The organism is Sphingomonas sp. (genome assembly GCF_019242355.1).
In the GTDB taxonomy this organism is placed as follows: domain Bacteria; phylum Pseudomonadota; class Alphaproteobacteria; order Sphingomonadales; family Sphingomonadaceae; genus Sphingomicrobium.
This window is the reverse complement of the sequence record NZ_JAFAVR010000042.1, coordinates 1-4,081: the sequence shown is the minus strand read 5'-3', so window position 1 is coordinate 4,081 and position 4,081 is coordinate 1. Positions and strand designations below refer to the sequence as shown.

Here is a 4,081-nt window from a genome sequence, read left to right as displayed (position 1 = left end):
CCTACAAGGCCGAGCGCGACCGGTGGCTGGTGGATCCCCAAGCATTGAGCCCGAACGATTGGGCGCATCAGCGACTGAGATGGCTTCAGGCCGAAAAGCAATGGGTCCTCGCGCACGGCGGGTAACCTGCAAACAACGCCGATCCGCGGCATCACTGGCGATGCCACTGACTCGCCAAGCCGCACTGCCCTAGCTATGTCATACACCTGAATGGCCGATCAGGGGCAAAGCCGCGAAATCTTGTGGTCCAGCGAGCTCAGGCTCGAACTGCTTGGAGCCGTGCGCCTCGCCAACACGGCGGGAGATGATTTCACGCCGCGAGCGCGCAAGACTCGCGCCCTGCTGGCGCTTCTTGCCTTGTCGAAAGGGGCCGTCACCCGGTCGCGGATCACCGAGCTTCTGTGGGGTGACCGCGGCGAGGAGCAGGCCAAGGCGAGCGTTCGCCAGGCCCTGTACGAACTTCGGCAGCTCGCGGGTCGCGGGTTCATCACCGCAGACCGCGAGTCCATCACCTTTGGACCCAAGACATTGCCGAGCGATGTCACGACGATTCTGCGGCGCATCGCGGACGCGGATGCCGCCGGACTTGCCGATGCGCTGCAGCGGATCGAATGCCCCCTCCTCGGCACGCTCGACGATATCACGCCGGAATTCGACGAATGGCTTCGCGACGAGCGCACGCGTCTTGCGGCGAGCATCGTCGGTGAAGCGGCGGCTCTTGGTCAGGCAGCCCTGGAGTCAGGCAAGGCGACCCCCGCGCGGCATATCGCCGACCAGCTCGAGCGGCTCGATCCGGTCGACGAACGGGTCGCCCAGCTCGGGGTTCGGGCGGACCTCGCAGCCGGAGATCGCGCCGCGGCCACGCGACGCTTCGCGCGATTCAGAAGCCGGCTGAGCGACCAGCTCGGAATTGCGCCCTCGGCGGCCACCGAAGCCCTGCTGGCAACCGGCAAGAGTGCGCCGGTCCCAGCCTCGGAGGCACAAAGCGAACATGAGGCGCGTCCGGCGATGATGCGAACGGCCGGCCTGGCCCGACGCTGGATAATGGCCGTGGTGGCCGTCGCGCTTCTCGCCGCCGCGGCCGCCGGCCTTTATTCTGGCTTCGGCCGACCTTCCGCCGGCGCGACACCGACCGTGGCTGTCCTCCCCTTCGAGGATGTCGGGCAAAAGCAGGATTTCTTCGCGGCGGGCGTTTCGGACGAGGTTCTGGACCTGCTCGCGCATCAGCCGCGATTGCGCATCCTCGGCCGGATCACTGCCGAACAGATCGGCGAAAGCCCCAATTCGCTCGAGATCGCTCGCAGGCTGGGAGTCACGCATCTGCTCGACGGGTCCGTGCAGAGCGCCGGGGATCGTGTCCTGGTGATCGTTCGCCTCACCCGGGTGTCCGACGGCGCGCAATTGTGGTCCGAGCGGTACGAGCGGCGATCGGGCGACATCTTCGCGGTCCAGGGCGACATCGCGGCCGCAGTCGCTGCACGCCTGTCGCGCTCCTTCGCGCCGGCCGCGCAACATCGCACCTCGCCGGAAGTCTACGCGCTATACCTGTCCGCTCGGCAGCTTGCGCGGGAGCGCCGGCAGCTGACGCTGATGGAAGCCGATAAGCGGCTCCGTGAAGCGATCCGGCTCGATCCCGGCTATGCGCCGCCCTATGCCGAGCTGGCCCAGGTGATCATGCTTCGAAGCGATCACCCGACGGCCTACGGCACCATCCCGTTCCTTCAGGCTCGCGCTGCGGCGGAGCCCTTCGCGCGGAAGGCGGTCTCGCTCGATCCGAATCTCGGCGATGCCTACGCCGCGCTCGGCTTCCTGTCGCTACGACTCGACGGCAGTGCCGAGCCCTACATGCGCAAGGCCGTCGAGCTCAGCCCGCAACGAGCGGATTTCCATCGCTGGCATGCCGAGACGCTGATGGCCGTCAATCGGTACGACGATGCAATCGCGGAATACAAACGCGCCGTCGAGATCGATCCGTTGTGGGGACTGAGCTACGATCATCTGATCGGAGCGCTTTATTTGGTGGGACGCCGGAACGAGGCTGATGCGGACGCCCGGCGATTCCTGACGCTCAGCACCGATCCGCACGCCAAGCAGCTGATCATCCTGTCGCTGCAAAAGCTCCGGAACGACCTCAGCGGCGAGCTTAGGACAGCCGAGGCGCTTTATCGCGCTTATCCGGATGAGCGACAGATGCGGCTCAATCTCGCGGCGACGCTGGCCGAGATGGGCGAATCGCGTCGCGCAATTCCCCTGATGGCGGACGATCCGCTTGCGACCGCGGTATTGTCCCGCGACATGCCCGGGCTCGCTCGCGCGGCCGACGCACTCGGACCTGGATTCTGGAACCAGTCGGGATGGTGGAGCACTGCCACGCTACTGGTCGCTTCCGGGCATTCGGATACGCTGGTTCGCTTCTGGGACCGCGATCGGCCGCTTGGCGACCGGGCGGCGGGGGACAGTGACGACGTTGCGGTGCCGGAGATGATCGTCGCTCTGCGCAACCGTGGCCGAAATGCGGAGGCGCAAAAGCTTTTGCGCATCTTTGCCCAGCGAGCCGAACGGCTCCCGTCCGTTGGGCTTCTCGGTGAGCAGAAGTTACTCGCACTGAGTCAGCTTGCCGCCCTCAGAGGCGATCGGGAAGCGGCGCTCCGAAGCCTCGACTATCGGTCGCGTCGAAATCCGATCCAGCTCGTCAGTATCCCCGCCCTCGCCCTTCGATACGACGCTGCCTTCGGTTCGCTGGCGAGCGATGCGCGCTTTCCGGCCATTGAGGATCGTGTGCGCCTGGCAGTGAATGGCGAACGCGGCAAGGTTGGCTTGCCGCCCCTCTCCCGCGAGGCCTGGATCAGCGATCCAAGGACGCTTTTGACGAAGAATTGACGATTTTTCCGCGACCGGCATGACGGCCGGCGCGCACCACCGCTCCGTTGCCCCCATCGGAGTCCGCGCGTCATGCCCCGTTCGACCATCTGCCTGCTCGTGAGCGTCGCGGCTATTGCGCTGATCGGCGATCCGGCATCGGCTCAGCCGGCCAGTCCCGGGGAAACGCCCAGGGCGGTGCCGACGCAGGGCAGCCGGACGACGGCCTATGACGCGAATTTCTTCGCCCAATATGCTCCTCGCACCGCCTACGACATCGTGCAGCGCATCCCCGGCTTCACGCTCGATCTTGGCAATAGCGCGGCGTCCACAGGCGTCGACGTCCGTGGCTTCGCGGGGACAGCCGGAAACGTCGTGCTCAACGGGGCAAGGCCGGTCAGCAAGTCGGAGACTCTCGACGTGCTCCTGAGCCGCATTCCCGCAAGCCGGGTCATCCGCGTCGAGGTCGGACCGGGCGACCTCTACGGCGCCGACTATTCGAGCAAGACCCAGGTCGCGAACCTGATCCTGAAGGAAGGTGGCGGGACTGCGGGCAACATCACGGTCAGCGCGGTGCGTCACTGGATGGGCAAGATCATCCCGAGCGCGAGCGGCTCGGTAAGCTTCAGCCGCGGCCCCTCGACCTTCAACCTCGCCGCGGACACGGCGCGCACCGATTATTTCGAGGAAGGCTACGACCGCGTCACCGATGCCCAGACGGGCGAAGTCCTCGAGTATCGGCGCAAGTTCAACAGCATTCACCCGCACGACCCCTATCTGTCCGGAAGCTGGGCGATGGAGAAGGCGAACGACGACTCATTTCACCTCAATGCCCGGTTCCAGCCGAGCACTTTCTATCTGCACCAGGACAATCACGTCATCCCGACCGACGACGCGGTGCACGACGACAGCCTGGTCGAGGACTACAAGACCAGGATCTTCGAGCTGGGTGGCGATTTTACGCGGCCCCTCGCGGGCGGCGCGCTGAAGTTCGTCGGGCTCGCCAATCGTCAGCACAAGACCACGCTTGACGAATATGACGCCGGCAATCTTGGCCACACGGAGATCGTCGGCGGCTCCCAGCAGCTCACGCGATCCCACCGTAACGAGACGCTCGGCCGGGCGACCTGGAGCCGCGATGCGCTGTTCGGCTTCCGAACTGAAATCGGGGGCGAGTTCGCGCTCAACACCCTCGACTATCATCAGGATCTGTTCGAACTTG

The 4,081-nt window shown here is 65.6% G+C and carries 2 protein-coding genes; both read left to right on the top strand.

Annotation, left to right across the window (positions count from 1 at the left end; genetic code table 11):
- Positions 1-210: 210 nt before the first annotated feature.
- Positions 211-2,880 carry a BTAD domain-containing putative transcriptional regulator gene (locus JOZ79_RS01810; protein WP_294069782.1) on the top strand — a complete coding sequence of 890 codons (2,670 nt, stop codon included), beginning with the start codon at positions 211-213 and terminating at the stop codon, positions 2,878-2,880.
- Positions 2,881-2,952: 72 nt separating this feature from the next.
- Positions 2,953-4,081 (top strand): Plug domain-containing protein (locus JOZ79_RS01805; protein WP_294069778.1); only part of this gene is annotated, 1,129 nt, incomplete at its 3' end.

Excerpts from the sequence above, each read along its gene's own strand:
- JOZ79_RS01810 (WP_294069782.1), top strand. The coding sequence starts at position 211 with ATGGCCGATCAGGGGCAAAGCCGCGAAATCTTGTGGTCCAGCGAGCTC.